The sequence below is a fragment of the Pyrofollis japonicus genome (genome assembly GCF_033097485.1).
Lineage (GTDB): Archaea > Thermoproteota > Thermoprotei_A > Sulfolobales > Pyrodictiaceae > Pyrofollis > Pyrofollis japonicus.
In genome coordinates this window covers 133,807-152,652 of sequence record NZ_AP028634.1, presented here as the reverse complement: position 1 = coordinate 152,652, position 18,846 = coordinate 133,807, and the positions used below count along the sequence as shown (strand labels likewise).

General features: G+C 55.4%; 26 protein-coding genes. 9 read left to right on the top strand and 17 right to left on the bottom strand.

Going from position 1 to position 18,846, the window contains the following annotated elements; genetic code table 11:
- The first annotated feature begins 1 nt into the window (after nt 1).
- Nucleotides 2-403 carry a DUF120 domain-containing protein gene (locus tag SBG41_RS00845; RefSeq protein ID WP_317895650.1) on the top strand — a complete coding sequence of 134 codons (402 nt, stop codon included), beginning with the start codon at nt 2-4 and terminating at the stop codon, nt 401-403.
- A gap of 15 nt (nt 404-418) precedes the next feature.
- Here SBG41_RS00845 and SBG41_RS00840 read toward each other — a convergent pair whose 3' ends face one another.
- From SBG41_RS00840 to SBG41_RS00830, 3 genes are all read right to left on the bottom strand, one after another.
- The gene (locus tag SBG41_RS00840; protein ID WP_317895649.1) at nt 419-817 is read right to left on the bottom strand and encodes a PaREP1 family protein; all 399 of its coding nucleotides are present in this window, start codon (nt 815-817) and stop codon (nt 419-421) included.
- Nucleotides 818-836: 19 nt separating this feature from the next.
- Entirely contained in the window at nt 837-1,058 is a 222-nt protein-coding gene (locus SBG41_RS00835; RefSeq protein ID WP_317895648.1) for a hypothetical protein, read from the bottom strand.
- 88 nt (nt 1,059-1,146) lie between these two features.
- Complete coding sequence (locus tag SBG41_RS00830; protein WP_317895647.1) at nt 1,147-2,523, bottom strand: MATE family efflux transporter; 1,377 nt, start codon at nt 2,521-2,523, stop codon at nt 1,147-1,149.
- A 142-nt stretch (nt 2,524-2,665) separates the two neighbouring features.
- Between SBG41_RS00830 and cyaB the strand changes: the two genes are divergently transcribed.
- Entirely contained in the window at nt 2,666-3,226 is a 561-nt protein-coding gene (gene cyaB / locus SBG41_RS00825) for a class IV adenylate cyclase (RefSeq protein WP_317895646.1), read from the top strand.
- A 42-nt stretch (nt 3,227-3,268) separates the two neighbouring features.
- Here the strand turns inward: cyaB and SBG41_RS00820 are convergent, their stop codons facing one another.
- Genes SBG41_RS00820 through vapB form a run of 3 tightly spaced genes read right to left on the bottom strand, consistent with a single transcriptional unit; the run spans nt 3,269 to nt 4,433 of the window.
- The gene (locus SBG41_RS00820; RefSeq protein WP_317895645.1) at nt 3,269-3,790 is read right to left on the bottom strand and encodes a hypothetical protein; all 522 of its coding nucleotides are present in this window, start codon (nt 3,788-3,790) and stop codon (nt 3,269-3,271) included.
- Between the two features lie 21 nt (nt 3,791-3,811).
- On the bottom strand, nt 3,812-4,213 hold the full coding sequence (locus SBG41_RS00815) for a type II toxin-antitoxin system VapC family toxin (RefSeq protein ID WP_317895644.1): 402 nt from the start codon (nt 4,211-4,213) through the stop codon (nt 3,812-3,814).
- Nucleotides 4,200-4,433: a type II toxin-antitoxin system VapB family antitoxin gene (gene vapB / locus SBG41_RS00810; protein ID WP_317895643.1), complete on the bottom strand. Its 234-nt coding sequence runs from the start codon at nt 4,431-4,433 to the stop codon at nt 4,200-4,202. The genes SBG41_RS00815 and vapB overlap by 14 nt, the downstream gene beginning before the upstream one ends.
- A 142-nt stretch (nt 4,434-4,575) precedes the next feature.
- On the opposite strand from vapB, the gene SBG41_RS00805 reads away from it, so the two are divergent.
- Complete coding sequence (locus SBG41_RS00805) at nt 4,576-5,751, top strand: glycosyltransferase (RefSeq protein ID WP_317895642.1); 1,176 nt, start codon at nt 4,576-4,578, stop codon at nt 5,749-5,751.
- 7 nt (nt 5,752-5,758) lie between these two features.
- Here the strand turns inward: SBG41_RS00805 and SBG41_RS00800 are convergent, their stop codons facing one another.
- Entirely contained in the window at nt 5,759-6,340 is a 582-nt protein-coding gene (locus SBG41_RS00800) for a hypothetical protein (protein ID WP_317895641.1), read from the bottom strand.
- Nucleotides 6,337-7,089, bottom strand: coding sequence for a hypothetical protein (locus tag SBG41_RS00795; RefSeq protein ID WP_317895640.1), 753 nt, complete (start codon nt 7,087-7,089; stop codon nt 6,337-6,339). The genes SBG41_RS00800 and SBG41_RS00795 overlap by 4 nt, the downstream gene beginning before the upstream one ends.
- Nucleotides 7,090-7,345: 256 nt before the next feature.
- Here SBG41_RS00795 and SBG41_RS00790 point away from each other — a divergent pair, with 256 nt between their 5' ends.
- Nucleotides 7,346-8,740 (top strand): hypothetical protein, encoded by a 1,395-nt coding sequence (locus tag SBG41_RS00790; protein ID WP_317895639.1) that lies wholly within the window; start codon nt 7,346-7,348, stop codon nt 8,738-8,740.
- Nucleotides 8,741-8,762: 22 nt separating this feature from the next.
- Nucleotides 8,763-9,392, top strand: coding sequence for a hypothetical protein (locus SBG41_RS00785; RefSeq protein WP_317895638.1), 630 nt, complete (start codon nt 8,763-8,765; stop codon nt 9,390-9,392).
- A gap of 241 nt (nt 9,393-9,633) precedes the next feature.
- Here SBG41_RS00785 and SBG41_RS00780 read toward each other — a convergent pair whose 3' ends face one another.
- Nucleotides 9,634-10,191 (bottom strand): ATP:cob(I)alamin adenosyltransferase, encoded by a 558-nt coding sequence (locus tag SBG41_RS00780; RefSeq protein WP_317895637.1) that lies wholly within the window; start codon nt 10,189-10,191, stop codon nt 9,634-9,636.
- Nucleotides 10,192-10,280: 89 nt separating this feature from the next.
- Between SBG41_RS00780 and SBG41_RS00775 the strand changes: the two genes are divergently transcribed.
- Complete coding sequence (locus tag SBG41_RS00775) at nt 10,281-10,916, top strand: ATP/GTP-binding protein (protein WP_317895636.1); 636 nt, start codon at nt 10,281-10,283, stop codon at nt 10,914-10,916.
- Here the strand turns inward: SBG41_RS00775 and SBG41_RS00770 are convergent.
- Nucleotides 10,869-11,552 carry a diacylglycerol/polyprenol kinase family protein gene (locus SBG41_RS00770; RefSeq protein WP_317895635.1) on the bottom strand — a complete coding sequence of 228 codons (684 nt, stop codon included), beginning with the start codon at nt 11,550-11,552 and terminating at the stop codon, nt 10,869-10,871. The two genes, SBG41_RS00775 and SBG41_RS00770, sit on opposite strands and share 48 nt — an antisense overlap.
- 121 nt (nt 11,553-11,673) lie before the next feature.
- Nucleotides 11,674-12,402 carry a Rossmann-like domain-containing protein gene (locus tag SBG41_RS00765; RefSeq protein WP_317896479.1) on the bottom strand — a complete coding sequence of 243 codons (729 nt, stop codon included), beginning with the start codon at nt 12,400-12,402 and terminating at the stop codon, nt 11,674-11,676.
- A 96-nt stretch (nt 12,403-12,498) separates the two neighbouring features.
- Between SBG41_RS00765 and SBG41_RS00760 the strand changes: the two genes are divergently transcribed.
- A complete protein-coding gene (locus SBG41_RS00760) occupies nt 12,499-12,672 on the top strand; it encodes a hypothetical protein (RefSeq protein WP_317895634.1) in 174 nt (57 codons plus the stop codon).
- A 41-nt stretch (nt 12,673-12,713) separates the two neighbouring features.
- Here SBG41_RS00760 and SBG41_RS00755 read toward each other — a convergent pair whose 3' ends face one another.
- Nucleotides 12,714-12,890 (bottom strand): hypothetical protein, encoded by a 177-nt coding sequence (locus SBG41_RS00755; protein WP_317895633.1) that lies wholly within the window; start codon nt 12,888-12,890, stop codon nt 12,714-12,716.
- 190 nt (nt 12,891-13,080) lie between these two features.
- On the opposite strand from SBG41_RS00755, the gene sfsA reads away from it, so the two are divergent.
- Nucleotides 13,081-13,797 carry a DNA/RNA nuclease SfsA gene (gene sfsA / locus SBG41_RS00750; protein ID WP_317895632.1) on the top strand — a complete coding sequence of 239 codons (717 nt, stop codon included), beginning with the start codon at nt 13,081-13,083 and terminating at the stop codon, nt 13,795-13,797.
- A gap of 80 nt (nt 13,798-13,877) precedes the next feature.
- A complete protein-coding gene (locus SBG41_RS00745) occupies nt 13,878-14,342 on the top strand; it encodes a peroxiredoxin (RefSeq protein ID WP_397470768.1) in 465 nt (154 codons plus the stop codon).
- On the opposite strand, the gene SBG41_RS00740 is transcribed toward SBG41_RS00745, so the two are convergent.
- The 5 genes from SBG41_RS00740 to SBG41_RS00720 all read right to left on the bottom strand — a co-directional run bounded on the left by SBG41_RS00740 (nt 14,339) and on the right by SBG41_RS00720 (nt 18,787).
- On the bottom strand, nt 14,339-15,097 hold the full coding sequence (locus tag SBG41_RS00740; protein ID WP_317895630.1) for a hypothetical protein: 759 nt from the start codon (nt 15,095-15,097) through the stop codon (nt 14,339-14,341). The two genes, SBG41_RS00745 and SBG41_RS00740, sit on opposite strands and share 4 nt — an antisense overlap.
- A gap of 73 nt (nt 15,098-15,170) precedes the next feature.
- On the bottom strand, nt 15,171-15,935 hold the full coding sequence (locus SBG41_RS00735; RefSeq protein ID WP_317895629.1) for a zinc ribbon domain-containing protein: 765 nt from the start codon (nt 15,933-15,935) through the stop codon (nt 15,171-15,173).
- Between the two features lie 143 nt (nt 15,936-16,078).
- Nucleotides 16,079-17,089 carry a protein kinase family protein gene (locus SBG41_RS00730; protein WP_317895628.1) on the bottom strand — a complete coding sequence of 337 codons (1,011 nt, stop codon included), beginning with the start codon at nt 17,087-17,089 and terminating at the stop codon, nt 16,079-16,081.
- A 57-nt stretch (nt 17,090-17,146) separates the two neighbouring features.
- Nucleotides 17,147-17,938: a vWA domain-containing protein gene (locus tag SBG41_RS00725; protein WP_317895627.1), complete on the bottom strand. Its 792-nt coding sequence runs from the start codon at nt 17,936-17,938 to the stop codon at nt 17,147-17,149.
- 87 nt (nt 17,939-18,025) lie between these two features.
- Complete coding sequence (locus tag SBG41_RS00720) at nt 18,026-18,787, bottom strand: hypothetical protein (protein ID WP_317895626.1); 762 nt, start codon at nt 18,785-18,787, stop codon at nt 18,026-18,028.
- Between the last annotated feature and the right edge of the window lie 59 nt (nt 18,788-18,846).

The following is an 18,846-nucleotide window of genomic DNA, read 5'->3' as shown; positions in this document are numbered from 1 at the left end:
AATGACGGGTAGCGGGCCCCTAGTGCTCCGGGGCAAGAGAGTGCAGGGGCTAGGCGTCGGAGGCCGCTACGTCTCCATGCCCTACTACAGCTCGTGGTTCCGCCGCCTACTCGGCTGCGACCCATACCCGGGCACACTGAACTTCCGCGGCAAAGCCGACTGGAGAGAGCTCGCGGGCCTCTGCGAGCCCCTTGTCATACCAGAGCACGTGGAGGACGACAAGCGCTACGGTGCAGTATACGTCTGGCGCGCCCGCCTAAGAACGAGGGCCGGGAAACGCGACGTACTCGTAATAAGGCCCCTCCTAAGCGCCCACGAGCCACAAGTACTAGAGATAGTTGCGTGCGAGAAGCTAGCACCACTACTACCCGACGACGAGATCGAGGTCGAAGTACAGTGCTAGCTCTAGTGTTATTCGTTATTTCTTAAGCAGTACCTCTTCTATGCCTCTAAGAATTTTTGCTAGCTCCTCGCCAGCCCCGATAGCTCTCAAGATCTCTTCCTCGTCTAAGAACTCGTGGTAAAAGTTTGCATGAAGCTTCTCAGCCTCCTCAAAGAGGACTAAGACTCTAGAGGGGTCATCTCCATAAATATTCCTATAGAGTTTCGTAACATAGTTCTTTACGAATGCTTTTACCTCTCTATGCCTCCTAATAGGCTTCTTGAGGACAAGTAGGGAAAGTATGCTTAAAAGTAATAATATTATGCTCCAAAGGATTTCTCCAGCTTTAACTAGCTCACCTCTTCTCAAAAGCTCACGATATTGAGGATAACGCTTTTCAATTATTTCTTGATATATCTGGATAGCTTCCTCCATACATGAACCCTTCTTGTTCTTAGCCCTTAATAAGTACGGGTAATTTGCTCTTCAATGAGAGTAACCGGCCTTCGCTATCAAGCTCTGCTACATAGGTTCGGAACAAGTACTCAAACTCTATGATCCATTTGCCGTCCTTCTGCTCTATGTTTGATACTGTTATGTACTCCGGATTAATGTTGAGTTCGGATAATTTTCCTTTTAGAATCCTAACGGCTTCTGCTGCATCATTAATCCTCATAGCAGCTACCCAAATGATAAATCGTAGACAATCTCTCTATAAAGCATTGTCGCCTTCATTCAGAGAAATTATTATGGCAAGCTGAGGGTCAGACCAGTTTCCTTGCAAGCCTGTGGAAGTACTTCTTGTATACATAGGTGAAGACTAGTGCTCTCACGGCTAGGTCTAGGTCCATTATGAGCCAAGCCGTTAGTGGGCATAGGGTTCCTCCTCCTAGGCGCCCCACGAGTAGCAGGGATGGTGCTACTCTTACCGCGTAGAGGCCGACGAGGTTTATAATTGTGGGGATGACCGTGTTTCCGGCACCCCTTATCGCCCCGCCGATTCCCATCACGAGGCCCAGTGCGGGCTCTGAGACGGCTGCGAGGAAGAGATAGAGAATGACCAGCTTGCCTATCGTCCTGGTCGGCGCGAACCCTATAGCTACTAGTGGCGAGACCGCTATGAGCCCCAGCCCCGCCAATACCATGAAGCCGGCGCTCGCCTTGGCTATCTCCCATCCCCTCTCCTTGGCCTCCTCTAAGCGGTTTGCACCAACTAGTTGCCCGACCTCGCTGCTAGCATAGGTTAGGAGCGCGAAGGCCGGCATGTAGGCGAAGGACTCTACTCTCACGCCTAGCGCGTGGGCCGCGAGTGCGTCCCGTCCACAACTGCTGACAGAGCCTATGTAGAAGTAGTTGCCTCCGGCAAACAGCATTCTCTCAACCATGGCTGGTGTGCCAACCCTTATTACCTGGGCGGCTGCCCTGCCCGGCCACGCTATGGCTAGGCGTAGCCCGGTGAGCTGCTCGAGCAGGACTAGCATCGCTACTGCTCCAGCGAAGTTCCCGGCTATACTTGCCAGGGCTGCGCCTGCCACCCCGAAGCCAGCATAGAATATGAGCAACGGGTCAAGGACGGCGTTCACAACTACCGCCACGATTGAGCCCCACAAGACGCCCATGTTTGCGCCGACGCCCCTGAGAACACCGTCAAGGACTATCATGAGGGCGTTGAACGGGTAACCCAGTATGAAGACTGTTAGATAGGTGGTTCCGAGCCTCGCTGTCACCGGGTCGCTGGAGACGAAGCCTACGAGGAGCGGCGCGGCCAGGAGGGCGAGGACGCCCCAGCCCAGCGAGAAGAGGAGCGACGAGGAAATGGTTTCAGCGAGTACCCGCGATGCTTCCTCCTTCTTGCCAGCGCCCCATGCCTGGCTCACGAGCACCATGCCGCCGATATAGAAGAGCGTAAACACTGTCCCGAGGAGCCACTGCACATAGCCACCGACGCCTACTCCTGCCACTGCGGCAGCACCGAGCCTAGAAACGAAGAACATGTCGGTAACGTTGAGGATGCTGAAAGAGGCCTCGGCTACAACGAGCGGCCAGGCGCTCCGCATCACACGAGCCACTAGCAGTACTAGGCCTCGGAGCCCCATACCGCCTTCACGCCGAGGAAACCCTAGCCACACAGCACAGAGCACAGCCACCCTTTATGAGAACTAGGCCAAATAGATACTGAAAAGATATGCGGAGAACACAATTAGCCCAGCAGAGACCCGGGGCTGGCTAGGCATAGCGAAAAATCCTTCCACGCCCACGTTTCCCATACACTGGGTCTCCGAGATGGTCGAGGTAGAGGCCAAGATAATCCTCCCAAGCTGCGAGGAGCTTCCCCGGCTCGAGGAGAAGCTACGAGCACTAAAAGCCGTCCTCGAAGACGAGGTGGTGGAGGAGGACACCTATTACCAGCACCCATGCAGAGACTTCGCCGAGACCGATGAGGCTCTCCGCCTACGAGCCACTCGTTCCCGAAGCAGTATGCGCTACGAGGTCACGTATAAGGGGCCTAAGCGCGTAATAGCCGGCTCCAAGGCGAGGGAAGAGTACACCGTCAGGGTAGACGAGCCCGGTGAGGCCGCTAGGCTCCTGGAGGCTCTCGGGTTCCGCCCGGTAGCTGTCGTGAAGAAGAAGAGAAGGTACTATAGGCTCGGAGACATAGTGTTCTCGCTCGACGATGTCGAGGGCCTCGGCTGCTTCCTTGAGGCAGAATACCGTGGGGAAGGAGGAGTAAACGAGGCCAGCAACGAGATAAACAAGGCATTGGAGACAATAGGTGCAGCAGGGTACCCGCGCACAGCTAAATCGTACCTAGAGCTCTTGCTAGAGAAGCAGGGCAAGGGGTAGGACGAAGCCCTCCCTCCTTTCCACGTGTATAGCTATGAGGTGCTACCCGGTCTTCACGCCCTCTATGAACAAGCCCAGCACCCGTGCGGGATCAGTGCTCGCGGAGGCCCCGAGCCTAACCCATACAACGAGGCCGTCGCGGCACCAGAAGGCGTGGAGACCTCCATCACGCTTATCCATGGACAAGTAGACCCGGTGCCCCTTAATACTGTGGACTATCGGGGCGGTATAGGGTAGCTCGGCTTCGTGAACAGCCATTTTCTCGGCCATGGTGTCGGCTAGCCTGCACGCATTCTTGCCCACATAGGCTGCCCACAAGATGGTCCCGTCACTGTACTGTACAACAACAGCATCTTTCACGTGTATCTTCTCCGGGTTCCAGTGGAGGCCCTGGACAGACCTAACAGCCTCCTCGCCACTGATAGAAGCTGCTACCCCGTAGCCGCCTGGCAGCGATAAGGGATACACGATGCGCTCGCCGCTACTACGGGTAGAAGCAATTATTACGGCCACAACAACGGCCGCGGCAACTAGTAGCCCCGCGGCGAGCACACGCCTAGACACATTGACCAAAGCTCCTTTCCCTCAGGGAGGTAGTACCTCGATGCCACGCCTTAATGCTATGCTCCTCTGCCGCTTATCGAGGCTCAGCAGCGCCGCCTTCTCTCTCAGCGCGAGGACCAGGTAGAGCGCATCGTAAACAGTTACGCTCTCCTCAACAGCTATCCGGAAAGCTTCGTCAACATATTCCAGCTCGTTTCGTAGTACAATGTTCTTGGCCAAGTATCTCCTAAACAGCTTTAGGATCCTCTCCGCCTCACTGACGCCGATGAACTTGTGAAGCTTCACAGCCTTCCAAACAGCGTTATAGAACTCCTTGACAGCCATGTCGAGAGTAACTACTAGGCGCATATAGGGCGTGAGCCTCTCCCACCCTTCCTCTCGGAGGAAGAACGTGGCCAGCGCCGAAGCGTCAGCGACTATCACGGTCCTCCCTCACGCTCTTCTCGCCGAAGCCCCGGGGGACAGACCAGCTTGCTTCGCGTAGCTCGCTCACTATTTTCTCAAGATTCTCCTCTGCTTCAAGCTGTCTTATCCTCTCCTCGACAAACCTCCTTAGCTCCTCCGACCAGTTAATCTTGTTGCGGTACTTATCCATAAGCTCCTTGACTTCTTTTCTTACCTTGAAGCTAACAACTACTGACAAAATTACAGCACCCGCGCCTATGTAAGATACCTCCACGTAGACCATAATAAGTCTACCACGAGGTTGTACGGCATCACTGACGCGCTACGGCTGTAACGGATTCTTTATCACACTCTTAGCCCTCTACTACACTATGGCGGGGATGTGCCGAGTTTTGAGAATCATCATGGTTTCGAGGGCGCCTCCAGCCTTCTGCGGGATAGCAGAGTACGCTAGCATGCTGCTGGAAGCACTTATGAAGAAGCATGGTTTCGAGGGCGTCTTCGTCTCAACACACGTTGTTGAGGGCGTGGACGAGTATACTGAGCCCTATAGCGGCGCCGAGGTTAAGCAATGCTTCTACGAGGACGGAGGCTATCGGGGCATCCTTGGCTGTGTAGCGCTCCTCGACCCTGGCCCCGACACGGTTATACATATTCAGCACGAGTACAGCATTTTCCGCCAAGGAGAAGAGTTCGTAGAGATGCTTGAGAGGCTTCGCAGACTAGCTGACGAGAAGGGCGCCGGCATAGTGGTTACCTTCCATACTGTTGCGCACCCGATAATCCACCCTGACCGCGTAGAGCTGCAGCTAGAAGTGGGCCGCCTAGCCGATGCCGTAATAGTTCACAGCAAGCTCATGGAGTACGAGCTCATAGTACAGGGTGTCGACGCTGAGAAGATACACTTGATACCGCACGGTACTCTCCTAAACCGGTTCCTAGGGAGGAGCAAGGAGAGGCTCCTGGAGAGGCTCGGCCTAGACCAGGGCCTCGCGAAGCACCGGCTCATAACTACTCCGGGCTTTATTCGGCCAAACAAGGGGCTGACTACGCTTCTCCGGGCATTCCAGATAGTGTGGCACGAGGAGCCGGGGACGAGGCTCATACTCATAGGGTCTCCTCAGGGCGCTGGGACAAGGTACTTGGAGGCGGTTAAGCCCTTGCTGAGCAGTAGCGAGGGAATAGTGTTCCTCAACAGGTTTCTGCGCCGCGACGAGATGCTCGCCCTGCTAGCAGCTGTAGACATAGCTGTGTTTCCCTACGTTGTCGAGAAGTTCTACGCCGTTAGCGGCGCACTACACATGGCCATGGGGAGTAGGAGGCCGAGCGTGTGCACAAGGGTGGCGAAGCTTGTTGAGTGCAACGAGCTAGCGCCAGAGGTAAGCGTGCCCGCCGGGAAGTACACCAAGGTGGCTGAGAAGATCCTCGCCCTACTAAGGGACAACGAGTTCGCTGAGAGGATTGCAGAGAAGCTCTGGAGCTATGCGCAGCAAACCAGCTGGGAAAGAGTTGCAGAGAAGCACAGAGAGCTCTACGAGAGCATACTACGCGGCTAAGCAGCAATCACTCGTAGCACTTACTGCAAAGAGGGCAGCACCCGTCGCGTAGCTCCCAGCCACACACGGGGCATACTCCGCTAACTGGTCTCAGCGCCTTACCCCTAGCCTCTAGGAGTGATCCAAGGCCGCGGCCGAGAGCAGAGGCCAGCACAGCATCAACGTACATAAGCGTCCAAGGCTCGACTCCATGCCTCTTAGCAATGTCCTCTATGTCGCTCATTCTTCGGAGCACGAAGAGCCTTGTCGTGTCGTACGCGAGGAAGGGCTCCATGCTGAACGCCTTGTTGAGGCTACGAGACTCCTCGTAGAACCCGTTCCTGACGAGCACGAGCAGGGGCTCTTGCGCCAAGTCTATGAGGCGTAGGGGCTCCCTTATCGGGAGACCTCCTCGGACCAGTAGCGGTGTCTGCTCAGCGTCTAGCAGGAATACGTAGAGGTCAAGCATCCCGGGCTCGGAGACAATTATCTCGGAGACGCGGTGGCCGAGCTTCTCCGCCGCCTCTTCCCCAGCGGCTGCTAGGGTGTCACGATTAGAGACGCTTTCCGGTACTATCTCCTCTAATAGTAGTTTCTGGAAAGGCTTCAAGGCCTACGCCTCGCCGCGTAGAGAGCAGCCGCCGAGACGGCTATGAGTATTGTCCCTGCCGCCTCCATGCCCAGCGAGTATGTCTCAAGCCTATTGGCTAGGCTGCTTACATTGCTAGTATTCAGCCTAGCTAGAAGCGCCTCAGCCCTCGTAAGCGCTTGCTGTGCGTTGTCAAGGGCTTCTCCGAGCCTGTCCGGCGGCATCTCCTCCTCGAGCCTCTTGAAGGCCTCTACGTACGCGGCGAGCTTGTCGGGTGGAAGCCTCTCTATGAGGGCTATGAGGTTCTTTGCCTCAGCGGAAACCTTCTGCGCCTCAACCATGTAGTCGGCTAGGGCTTCGAGCAGGGGGCCTATGAGGATGCTTACAATGCTTTTGTTGTCCCTGGCGATGATTCTTATCTGTTCCAGTGTCTCGTTGAAGGCCTCGCTATGGGTTAACTCGTAGACTCTGAGAACGAGGTCCTTGTTCCTCATAGCCTCCGCGTATATATCGCTATAGTTGTTGAGTGCTTGCTCGAGCAGGGGGAGCTGCTCGCTCAGATTACGATAAGCATCTAGGAGACCGCTCTCCCTTATCTTGCGAAGCACTTCCTCGTATTCTCTTAGCGTCTCGGAGTAGTTGGCTACCTCGGTTTCGTTTATGCTGCCCTGGAGCTTCTTAGCGTAGAGCGATGCGAGTACCCCGGCGACTACTAGCGATATGCCTATGCCGGCTAAGAGGCCTGCAATAAAGGCCCGCCTGGTGCTCATAACCTATTGGCCCCGATGCCTTGTTTCGGCAATCCACTAGCTGTGTATATCCGTGAAGGCTCTTAAATCTATATATGCTCCGGAGGGATATAGTTTAGTAGACGGCTGGCAAAACTCCATAGCCGGCTCCTCTTGGACTTGCCGCAGAGCTCCCTTGATACGTAAGTTTATAAGGGGGAGTTTAATCCAAGGCTCCCACTATGTAGGTGGATGCGAGGAAAATACTATAGGAGCACCGGGGTAGCGCCAAGCAGCCATGAGGCATCCCATACAGCAGTTGCTCGGCCCCATAGGTCTGCGGAGACGCGCCGAGACCCGGGGGACGAGTCTCCTAAGACTCGTACTTGTAGCTGAATCAGCGACTGCCGGCTTCTACCTGGCAATAACCAGGGGTCTTGCACCAATAGTCATGGCTGCGGCTGGTCTCAGCATACGCGAGATAATGCTTATCACTATGCTTGGATACGTTGCCGTACTACTCACTCTAAGGCTTGTCGCCGAGAAGGGTATTCGGCGACTACGTATAAGCCTCCTCCTAGTCCATGGATCCGAGAGGGTTGTGTGGAGCCTCCTGCCACTAGTAAGCCCACTTGGCGCCGTCCTTGTTATCCCTATATACTCGCTAGCCCTCACTCTGGCCTCCTTATCCGGACTAATGATAACCACTGTCATCTATAGCGGCTTTGACGACCGAGAGGCGAGGAGGATTATAGCCAGCCGTTCTGCGGTATCAGCGGCCTCGAACATTGTTGGCCAGCTCGTATCTGTAGCAGTTCTTGCCGCCAGCAAGACGTACATGAAGTTCCTTTATCTCTACATACTTGGCTCCGGGGTAGGCCTCATAGCCACAGCGGTTCTTGCTGCAGCACAGCACCTCTTGCCGAGCGAGGCAAGGCTCCAAGAGAAGAAGAGAGAATTGGCCGCAGAAGAGGCTGTCTCTAGCACACTGTTCCTCTTCATAGTACTGTATATGGCTGCTGGAGCCGTCTTGGCCACCACTTGGGCACCCTACTTGATGAAATGGCTTCGAGCACCCGACTATGTAGCGGCGAGCCTGGGCCTTGTACAGATGGTTACTAGCATAGCTGCAAGCATGTACTGGGCTAGAGTACCCTACGCTGTGTACAAGAGCGCAGTCATAATTCTACCACTGATACCGGTATTCGTAGCCGTCGCTGCTAACCCTCTACTCCACATAGGGATAGCTATCCTCTACGCGTTTGCCGCGACGGGTGCAAACCTCCTAGTGGGATTCACGTATGCACAGCTCGCTAAGAGCCTAGGTGCGTTCGACTCATCGCTGCGCGCTGCCGAGGCAGGTGCACTAGCCCAGGTAATGGGCCTTGGGACAGCTCTTGCAATAATGGGGTTAGGGCCGTGGGCCGCCTTCATAGTAGCCGCTGCCTACGCGGCATCAGCGGCTGTGATAGCATTGCTTGCGCTACCCGAGGTAGCCCTTGTATCATCTGAGCAGGCACTAATACATGCAAGGCGCCTCTACATTGTAACAAGCGCGGCCTTCGGCTTCGTAGTAGTTTATTCCCGGAAGACAGTTATAGCGACCCTTCGCTTGCTTGCCCTTCTCCTCGCCCTCTTCATACTGGTCTTCACGTATCGCGTACTCTACTACCTGGTCATACTAACACACTAGACTAGCCCGGGGGGTGGTCGCAATGGTGCAGGATGCGCCTCTTAGCGTCGAGGAGGCTATAAGGCTAGCCCTTAGAGACGTTACAAGCATCGTGCCCAAGCTCGCGGCCTCAGTACTAGCAGGCGCCGTCATGGCTCTCCTATCAGTTCTAATAGTTCGCCTCGTTGCCCGGCTGCTGCGCGCCTCAAAGATAGACGAGCTTCTCGACCCATTGTTCACGCGCTACGGCGTACCATTCACGCTATCGTCGCTCATTAACGGCCTGCTTGTCTTTGCCCTGGTACTCATAACAATCTACGTCTCCATAGTGGCGGGGTTCCCCGAGTACGGCGACATCGCCGCACAGACAATAATCATATCAGCTCGCATAGCAAGCGTCTTCGTAATGATATTGTTGACGTACGTGGCCGTGAACTATGTAACGGAGAAGCTGCGCATGGAGAAGGGGCTGAAAGGATTCATGGCACTAGTTATATTCGATATATCGCTAATACTGATAGTTGATGTAACGGCGCTAAGCCCTGTAGTAAAAGAGGCGCTTGCATGGGGGCTTAGCCTAGGGCTAGGCTTATCAATAGCCGTGTTCACAGCATGGTACTTCTTTGGCCAAAGGAGCATGGCTGCAGAGAGCCGGGAGGCGAAGAAGGAATAACCCCAGGTTGACAGGTAACCGTATACCTATGGGCCGGTGACGTCTGCACGTCAGGCCGAAGCCCAGTGGTGAGGTGCCACCGGGCACGGCCGTGAGCCGAGGCCCCTATTCTTCGCTTAGTTTGAGCCTAGCCCATACTGCTCATGGGTTGTTGAAAACCGGCCGGATCCTTGGCTACGAAATACGCTTGCAGAGGGACTGATCCCGGAGAAGCCGTGGAGGATGGAATGGTTTGGGCTCCTTAGCTCTTCTCTAGGAACTCGTGGATGGAGCTTGCCTTTGTCTCCTCGGGGCATAGGCTCCAGTGTATCTTGTAGAGGGTATATGTCATCCTGGTTACGAGGTCGGAGAAGGCTTGGGCAAGCTCGATTGGGACTATTGATTCCTCTGACGTTGCTCTCGCTATGCTTCTCTCTGCTGCGCGAAGCTTTGTGGATGCAAGCACTATGTCTGGGTCTTCGGGGGTGCAGCCTGTTAGACTCCATCCCCTGGGCTCTTGGAGGCCTTGGGACGCTTCTTCTACGAGGAGGAGTATTGTGCCTGCGTCTATGCTTCCCGCGAGGAATGCGGGTAGTAGGCGGATGGCTTTCTGGATTTTTTCAAGCCTCTTGGCGAGGTCTTTTTCGCCGCGGTTGGAGAGGCTCAGCCTTGCCCGCGCTATGAGTGCTTCGGCTTCCTCTATGGCGCCGTAAGCCTCTATTATGTTGCTGTGCTTGGGGACCTTGATGAGCCTGCCCGCTATGATGGCTTCTGTCTCGAGGCCGCTGCAGAGGTGCTGGCGGGCAGTGGCTGTCGGCACAGGAGACCGCCTCCTAAGGTAATACTAGAAAAGGCTCAGGGTAAAATAGGTAGCACCTCTTAGCAAATAGCGTAAAGAGGGGGCTCTCAATGCATGGTGGGCGGCCAAGCCTCTACGTGGTTCTCGAGGGCGGGCCGGGAGTAGGTAAGTCAACCCTCAGCGAGATTGTCAGGGAGCTGCTGGAGCAGCGTGGGCTGAAGACCTGTGTTGTCCGTGACTCGAGCCGCAGTATTGCTAGAGTACTTGGCAGGCTCTATGGCGAGTGGTGGAGGGCTCCACGAGACCTCGTAGAGTACATGATTCTCGGACACCAGCTCCACGGCATAGAGGCTTGTAGAGAAACGGGCGCCAGCATAGTGATTCTAGACTACGGTGTGGAGGCGCCACTCGCCTACATGGAGGCCGACGGCATAGAGTACCCCAGTGAGCTGGACAGCCTAGCCGAAGCCGTTCTTGATGACGCACCGGTAGCGGTCTTCGTGCTTGAGAGGCCGGTGGCCTACGCGACCGACGAGGTGAGGTGGGAGGACGTTAGGAGAGCACAGCACTACTCAAGGCTACTAGTGAGGCGGGCCCTCAGCCTAGTAGAAAGGCTCGGCGCCGTGGCCTTTGCTATACCCGAGAAGCAGGAGCCGAGTCAGCGCGCCGAAAAAATAGTCGAGCTAATACTGTGGGCTCTAGAGCGCTATGGCTCCAAGATGGTGCGCAGCCAGCAGTATCAATAGGCTGATGAGCGGCACCCCGATGTTATCGTCTATAACTCCTTGCTTCTCGACGAGCGCAGCAACTATGGCTGTCAATGCCCCCACTGCCCCGAAGAGGATCGCGCCAACGGGTATCGAGACGGCCATGAAGCCTAGGGTGCCATCCCAGCTCTTGACCCTCCTCCTCTGCCTAATCCCCCTGATTATACCCGTGACCCCGTCGCCGAAGCTCATAAGGAATAGCGGGAATACTGCGAGCCAGACACTAAACGGCCAGGCAACCAGTACAGCCAATGCCCAGCTCAGACAGTAATAGACCTCGCTAATGTTGTCGGGATCCTGGAACCACTCCATAAGCCTGCCAGTGCGGTGCGGCAAGTAAACGTAGGCGGCCAGCGCGAGCCCGAGTATGAACGGCACCCATGGCTCTTGGAACACGAATGGCACAAGGAGCGCCACGATGCCGCCCGCAGCCATGTGGATCACTTTCCGTGAGAAGTAGAGGCCGACGCCATGGCCCCATCTACGGGAGGCCCAGTAGTAGCTCCACTTAGCTATCCCGTGAACAGCGAACAGAACCCATACAGCAAGTGGCAGCGCCCTCAAGAAGTCCGACACGAATAGATCCGTGTCGATACGGTAAACGGAGAGATCCACGGCCAGGCTCACCGCACAACGCCTATGCGTCCAAGCTTATCAAGCTAATACTAGGGAATTCCTCTTATAAGGTAATCCCTTATTAACAACACCTGCAGAATACAACACGAACACCCAGTGCTCAGTTGTTCTCCAAAGCAACAGACCATTTCCGGACAAGCTTGCTTATCGCCTTGAATCCGTAGCCAGCCTTTATCCTCCTCAGAACCCGGTCCCTGTTCTCCCTAGGTACGTGGCTCCCCCCGTAGACGGTTAGGCCTAACTGCCTCGCCGTCCCGGGATGGAAGCTAGAAGTAGGCCCCACCATTGCGAAGACCCTGGGCATACGTCTCTCGAGCGCAGCCATGAGCCTCGGATCTACTAGGCTTGCTCCCGTAGCCAGTACAACATCATAATCTTCTGCCTCGATGAGGAACTGGTTCCCCGGCCTCGCCGCTAACCCCTTCTCAGCAGCGTCTAGGCGGTGCATAGGGTTATCCTCGTAGAGAACAACGTTGCCCCTGCCAACAATGTCGGCAATCATGTCGGCAACCCGGTGAACATACCCGATAATGGCTACCCGGTCACCTTTTCGGAGCCCAAGCATTTCTAAGAGGTCGCAGCTGAAGCAGACAACGTCTTCCTCGTCATCTACTAGGGCCTGCATAGCCGCATTAGCCGCGGCAAGAGCAACAGAGGTCAACAAGGGATGCTGCCACGCAAGCCCCATCAACTCGCCCAGGCTATGCTCATCCTCAATAACCTCCACGTGCAGAGGAGCCTCCGGCACCGCAAAGGCGAAGCCAACATGCCCTGTCTCAGTAACAACATACACCCATTTCCTGCCGAGGCCAACCTCCCGAGCCCTTATCGAGACATAGGACGATAGCCTCCCAGCATATGGGCTGAGGAGAGCCCTTGCTAACCTAGTTCTCTTGCCCCAGTCTGGTCTAGGAGCGCAGACCTCGTGGCGCTTCAGAACACTGCACCCCGGGGAAGGTTCCAGGAGTACTCAATATCTATAAAGCAAACCCGTAGAACGGCAACCTTGTGGAACCGTATGGGCTTCCTGGATGAAAGGAGCCGGCTAGATGAAGCAGCGGAGCAGGCCCAGCTAGACTCCATTACTGTTTTGGCCTAGTAAAAAGAGGTGGAGGGGTGCGTGCAGAAAAAGCGTGGCTGCTACGAGCCCATATGGTGTTTCCTTGCACTTATATGAGCGTGCGTTATGTAATGCTCCACGACCCAGTTATGGAGATCCTTGTAGAGCTGGTCGATGAGTGCTGCAAGGAATAGTCCGAGGGCTATGGCTGGTATGGGGAAGATTATGAGCATATAGACTATGCCGGGTTCGACCATTTGTGGTCGCTTCCTTCCACTTTTTATTAGACTATCTTGCTCTAATACGGGTTCCGGAATTGTTTATACTGGTTCTACTTATATCTGGTAGTTTTCAACGTTTTTACTACCGTGTGCAGCAAGTGTAGGAACTATCAGCTAGCAATTTTTTCGAAGTACTATGATTTTTTCTAGCCCCGGGAGGTAGGTGGTGGGAAGCATCGAGTTATTCTCCTTGGAGGGCGTCGTTGAGTGCAGTATTGTTAGGAGGCTTAACCGCTTCGTGATACTCGTTAGGAGGAGTGGCGTGGAGTATCTCGCCCATACCAATAATACTAGTAGGCTTCGTGGCTTCTTGGAGGAGGGGAGGCGGGCGTACTGCCTGCCGAGGAGTGGTGGGAAGACGCAGTACCGCTTGGTTGCTGTAGAGTGTCCGGGGTACCGTGAGGCAGCGCTAATTGATACTGGTTTGCAGATGCGCGGCTTCGAGAAGGCCGTTGAGAAGGGCGTTATTCCTTGGCTTCGCGGCTGCAGGGTTATTTCCCGCAATCCGAGGGTAGGTGGCTCGCTCCTAGACTACTTGCTTCGGTGTGGTGACGAAGATGTGTACGTGGAGGTTAAGAGCGCTACTCTTCGTCTCCCCGGGGATCTTGCGGCCTATCCTGACCCGGCGAGCATGAGGGGGAGGAGGCATGTCGAGGAGTTGACGAGGCTGGCGGAGTCTGGTAAAAGAGCTTTCCTCGTCTTCATTGCTGGTATTCCTGGTGCCCGGGGGCTTACCCTTTACCGTGAAGCAGACCCCGTCCTGCCGGGCCTCGTAAAGAAGGCTATTGAGAAGGGGGTCGTCGTCAAGGCTGTGGCGATGAGCTTTGATCCTCGGGGTGCAAGGATAGTTCTCTATAGCGTAGACCTCCCTGTCGTAATCTAGGCTCCTAAACCTTATAAACAAGCGTTAAAGGAAAATACTCTTCCGCGAGGGACGCGCGGAGGGCAGGAAGGACAATGGTTCTGAGCCCCGGCCAAGAAGCACCCGATTTTGAAGCAGTACTCCACACCGGGGAGAAGATTCGCCTCAGCGACCTACGAGGCAAGATAGTGGTTCTCTACTTCTACCCAAGAGCAATGACGAGTGGCTGTACGCGCGAAGCACAGCGATTCAACGAACTCCTACCAGAGTTCGAGAAGCTTGGCGCAGTAGTCCTAGGAGCCTCGACCGATCCTCCGGAGAGGAACAAGAGGTTCGCGGAGAAGCTCGGCCTCCGGTTCAAGCTAATAAGCGACCCCGAGGGCAAGATAGCGAGCCTCTACGGCGTACTAAAGGAGGGAACCAAGAGGCCGAGCGCCCAGAGAGTAACATTCATAATAAACCGTGACGGCAAGATAGTGGAAGTTCTGAAGAATATTAGGCCGGCTGAGAAGCACGCCGACCTGGCACTCGAGGCTGTTAAACGCCTAGCAGCAAACAGCTCCTAGTGCACTATGTAGACAGTTGCCTTTGTAGCCGGTATCGTGGCGGCACGTGCAGCGGCCTCGCGTCCGAGCAGCACAGTCCCGTCACCACGCTCAAGCAACGGCTTCACCACACCCTTCTCTATAAGCACTGTTAGTTTCTCCTCCCCGTGTTCGCAGAGCACTACTGCCCGCACATCGGGTACCTGGAGTATCTCGGCAGCTATATCAGCGCACACAGAGTCCGGTTTCTCGAAGAACAGCCTATCTCCCTGAGCAATAATGGCGGCCGCGGCAAGCGGGTTGAACAGCTCGGATATGTTACGGAGGCTGCGAAGCTTCTCCTCAACATTTACCACAGCAGTGGCTGGCACTGTAGCTGCAGCCCCCTTCTCGGCTCCGAGTGTAGCACCCAGAAGCTCTACGAGATCGCGTAAAGCTTCTACACCTTTCGACAATAGTGTTGCTGGCTCAGCGCTGAAATCAAGCGCCGTCTCGGCCCTGGTAAGCTCAACTATCTCTACGCTCCCATCACCGCTCAGCACCCTCCTCGCGAACTCAGTTAGGCATTCTTCTCCCCGGAGACTAGCTGTCCCCGTCTCGCCTAGGCACCCTGCTCTGCCGTCGCTTGAAACCTCTAGCATGAATACTGCTCCGTCGGGTGCGCGGTAGACGAGGCGCCCATTGCCTAGGCCTATTAGCTCGCGGAGCGCGTTAACAATGGAGAGGTCGCGGACTGTTCCGCTCCAGACACGGCGGCCCCGAGAAGGATACACCATTTACCGGCCACCACCCATTACATTGTCCTCCTTGTGGGCGGCTTAAACGGGTTAGCAGACCTTACAAAGAGCCCTAGCCCTTCATAGCGCTTATTACGTAGCTGGCAGCTATGGGCACGATGCCCGCAATTATCGACTTGCCGAGCGGGAGGCCCAGCAGGCCTACCAGCGCGAAGTACGCCGCTGCACCAATTGTCGCCAAGACTACGCTCCATGCCCCGATACGCTGGCCCCTGGCAACACTTGTCTCAACTATGGCTGCTGCCTCTTCCCTCTCCTCTGCCCGAGCCTCGCCGACAGGCTCCAGCCTCCTCTCAACTAGGCGCAGCATTGTGCCACAATTTGGGCACTTCTTTACCGAGAGATCTGCTCCGCAGAAGGGGCAACTCCGGGCCCCGAATGCGACTCTTCGGCCACAGTTGGGGCAAGTCATTGTGAATACTTCGAGGAGTGCACCACACTTGGGGCAGCGAAGAGGCCTCCCCTCAACTATTCTTACGACTGGTTCAAGAAGCCCCTCGATAGCTGCGTGTTCCCCGAGGACTAGTACCGAGTATCCCTCCCCAACATCTGCTGCAAGAATCGATTTCTCCCTATGATTGGTGAGTACGACAGAGGCCTTTCCCGCAACACTTGTTGACGCCGCCTTGAGGTAGACGTCTGCGAGCCGAGCCAGCTCGGTAGCATATGCCTGCATCTCGGGCTTCGGCGACTCAACCCTATATATGAGGCCCTCGTGAACACCCACAACGATGTCTACGCCGTCAACAGAGGAGGCCAAGGTCATTATTGCTGCTAGCTTGTTCTCGGCTGACTCAAGAACGGTCTCCACTCCCACTACAAACCCCTCCCACACATAGTTAGAACTAGGGAATGAAAAACTTCTCCAGCCGCTGCCTCCGCTCCGGCAGCGCCATCGCCGGGTAATCGATTCCCGTGGGTGCATCCGTGGGCCAAGAGTAGCTGAGAAGACACTTAGTGCTACCTAATACCAGCTATCGCCGATACGCTGATGGAGGGTGTCCGCCGCTTCGCGGCAATGTCTTCGACGAACACCGTGTACATGGCCCTTGTAAAGCCTTCTCCAAGCAGGTCCCAATGCTCCTTTAGCTCTCTGTACTCGCTCGCCTCGAGCATACCTAGCTCGTGCAAGGCGCGCGGCGGCCACACTGGGTCGAATCCCCTCTCTTTCTCGTGCTCCACGACCTCGAGCCAATAATCAATCGTTATAGCTGGGAGGCCGTGGAAGGGACTGGTACCGAGATAGACGAACGACACGAGCTGTAACCCGTACCAGACCGGGGTCCACATGGTCCATGAGAGGTACTCTGGCGGCATCTTAGAGGGTATGAGCGCTAGTGGAAGGTCTGCCGGCTCTGGTGCACGGAGAGGAATGCCTGCCTGCTCAAGAGAGTCAACTAGCATATAGTGGGCGTCCCTAGCAGGTATGACGGATAGGGGGTAGTCCTCGAGACCCATTACGGCTGCTGTCTCTACGTCGAAGAGGTAGACCCATTTCAGCCCATCAATCGATCCATGGGCTGTATTGGACGTGGTGAGGTCAACGTGCACTATGTCGGCTAGCTCCAAGCAAGCTATTCCGAGGAGAACGTCAAGCGCCATATCCTTTCTCGAGGACGCGTCGTGCTCGGAGAGGTATTGTCTAAGCTTCTCGAAGCTATTCGCTATCTCAGCGAGCGTCTCGAAGCCGTCCACGTAGCGGAATACTAGTACAGCCTTATCTCCCACCGAGCCGACAGCTATAGGGAATCCCCGGCCAATAAGGCTCCTTGGAAGCCTCCCCCTGCACCTGGCTCTGAGTCGGACAAGGCGGCCAAGCATCTCGGATACTCTTTCAACGGGCTTGGCTAGGGCTGTCTGCTTCTCAGTAAACACCTTGACAATGTACCTTCTACCTTTTATCACTGCCTCATATATGTCGGCCTCTCCGCCGCTGTCCAGGAACTCCCATTGCTTTGTATCGGTCTCCACGACTCCTCTATCCGGGAAAACAAGGACGACCTTCAGGACCGGTCACCCCCGCTTCGCCTAGTAGACGGCGGTCTCGCTCAGTCTCTCGACGAACCTCCTTACAGCCTCCTCCCACTCCTTGGTTATCTTGTCGTCGCGGGGTGCATCAATGAACATCTTCTCGTGGTAGGGTGGGTCAACAATCTCTAGTAATCCACGCTCTTCGAGCACCTTTCTCTGCGCATCCCGCAAGAAGGAGGCTATGGCTCTCAGCGTCTCGCGGTCAGCATCCAGTCCCAGCGCTATTGTGGCTAGCCCCAGACGGTTGCGAGGATTGAGCTGTCTAAGCTTCTCGGCTGTCTCGTTCGTAAGCTTCTCGGCCTCCTCTACAACGTCTTCCGGCGTCCTCTTAGTCTCTTTGCCATCGGTGAAGAGGAAAACAGTCACATACTTCTCTGATGGAAGCGTCTCATCCCTAATATATTCCTCGACGATCTCCCTGACAGAGGCCAAGGCATCAGCCATAGCGGTCATGCCGTAGGGCTTGTTCTCTTTTAGGCTTTCTCGGAAGATCTGCAGAGCGGGATTATCTTCTGTAACTGGGTAGTATAGGCTGTTACCACTCCTCACTGTCTGCACGTCGTCGCTAAACCATACATAGCCTACACGGAAGACGGGGGCCATGTTGCTCCTCGCAAGCCTCTGGACAAGCCTTTCCACAAGCTCTACCAGGTGCTCCCACTTGCTGCGATGATCATACGTCTTGGGCTCGCTCATGCTGAGAGAACGGTCTAGGACAAAGACTATGAGGACAGTGTAGCTTAGCGGCCTCCTCTTAAGCACCCGGAGAATGCTCGAGGGAATCGCCATGCCGGCCACACCACTAGGCTAGAGCATTACGAAAGGGCTCCACCAAGGCAAGACTAGGGGGTGAATCATAACCGCGACTACGTGGCGCTATGACGCTTCTTCCTTTCTGCCGAGTATCGTTATGATTGCTATGCCGCCGCCCATATTAACATGTATCGTGGCATTGTCTCCCGCTATTGCTAGGCCCCGTATACTTCCTGCACCAAGCTGGCCCATGGAGTCTACGAGTTGCCGTAATAGCTCTATGAGCTTGGGCGCTATTTTCTCAGCCTCTTCCTCCCCGATGCCATCCACATTGATTATTTTCGCGTCTTCAAGGTTCAGTGCAATAGACTTTATGCTGGCCGCCTTCACCCCCGTTGGACCCGTATGCGCCATATTGATTAGCTTGAGTGTCTCCACTACTATGTCGCCTAGCTTGCCGCTGGGCACCTTGGGCTGCAGGGAGGCCGGGAACATGCTGATTATTGTTGACGCGAATCTGTTAACCACTCTGCTGAGCGCTTCTCCCCCATACTTGTCTATCAGCTTGCCCTCCGCCTCGGCCTCTATGTAGACTCTGCACCTGGGTCCCCTGGGGAGAGCCGTTAGGACTGTCTCACCCCTGGCGTCTCCCTTGAACTCGTAGACGAGGCTGTCCCCCTTCCTACCCAGCCTTATCTCTACGCGAGCCTTACCCTTCCCGGGCAACGCGAACGTGAGCACATACGAGTCCTTCTTCTCTCCCTTCTCTATTAGCCTCCCCATGCTCTCGAAGAAGAAAGGCGGCTCACGTGACTCTATGAGCTTCAATACCTGGTCACAGTCAGCGTAAACGTCTATGACGACGTCTCTCCGCGTCCGTGCCACGTATATTTCCCCTACGAGGGTGTAGAGTTATAGCTCCACGCTTTAAACACATAGGTTCG

Coding starts and splice junctions, on each gene's coding strand:
- SBG41_RS00845 (WP_317895650.1), top strand. CDS start 2: ATGACGGGTAGCGGGCCCCTAGTGCTCCGGGGCAAGAGAGTGCAGGGG.
- SBG41_RS00840 (WP_317895649.1), bottom strand. CDS start 817: ATGGAGGAAGCTATCCAGATATATCAAGAAATAATTGAAAAGCGTTAT.
- SBG41_RS00835 (WP_317895648.1), bottom strand. CDS start 1,058: ATGAGGATTAATGATGCAGCAGAAGCCGTTAGGATTCTAAAAGGAAAA.
- cyaB (WP_317895646.1), top strand. CDS start 2,666: ATGGTCGAGGTAGAGGCCAAGATAATCCTCCCAAGCTGCGAGGAGCTT.
- SBG41_RS00805 (WP_317895642.1), top strand. CDS start 4,576: ATGTGCCGAGTTTTGAGAATCATCATGGTTTCGAGGGCGCCTCCAGCC.
- SBG41_RS00795 (WP_317895640.1), bottom strand. CDS start 7,089: ATGAGCACCAGGCGGGCCTTTATTGCAGGCCTCTTAGCCGGCATAGGC.
- SBG41_RS00790 (WP_317895639.1), top strand. CDS start 7,346: ATGAGGCATCCCATACAGCAGTTGCTCGGCCCCATAGGTCTGCGGAGA.
- SBG41_RS00785 (WP_317895638.1), top strand. CDS start 8,763: ATGGTGCAGGATGCGCCTCTTAGCGTCGAGGAGGCTATAAGGCTAGCC.
- SBG41_RS00775 (WP_317895636.1), top strand. CDS start 10,281: ATGCATGGTGGGCGGCCAAGCCTCTACGTGGTTCTCGAGGGCGGGCCG.
- SBG41_RS00755 (WP_317895633.1), bottom strand. CDS start 12,890: ATGGTCGAACCCGGCATAGTCTATATGCTCATAATCTTCCCCATACCA.
- SBG41_RS00740 (WP_317895630.1), bottom strand. CDS start 15,097: ATGGTGTATCCTTCTCGGGGCCGCCGTGTCTGGAGCGGAACAGTCCGC.
- SBG41_RS00725 (WP_317895627.1), bottom strand. CDS start 17,938: ATGGCGATTCCCTCGAGCATTCTCCGGGTGCTTAAGAGGAGGCCGCTA.